We start from the raw sequence: 232 nt of genomic DNA on the forward strand, positions 1-232 counted from the left end.
TAGCACGGGCACGTGACCGCCAGCATTACTACCGATTACGTGAGGTTGGGGTTCGTCATATCTGGCGTGAGACGTATTTGTCCTCGCTAGATATGTCGCGTGAGTCGTTACAACTGCTTGGCATCTCACCAGAAAAAGCACGTGAGACAGTACAAACCTTCCGTGATTACGATGATGATCTAATTGAACGTCAACAAGCTATTTATGATGATGAGGCCAGTATGATTGAGTC

1 pseudogene is annotated in these 232 nt (G+C 47.0%); it reads left to right on the forward strand.

The window, feature by feature from the left end:
* Nucleotides 1–232, forward strand: a pseudogene (locus AAEY75_RS17315) (glutathione-regulated potassium-efflux system protein KefB); the annotation flags it as partial.

The sequence above is a fragment of the Psychrobacter sp. TB55-MNA-CIBAN-0194 genome (assembly GCF_040309505.1).
GTDB lineage: Bacteria > Pseudomonadota > Gammaproteobacteria > Pseudomonadales > Moraxellaceae > Psychrobacter > Psychrobacter fozii.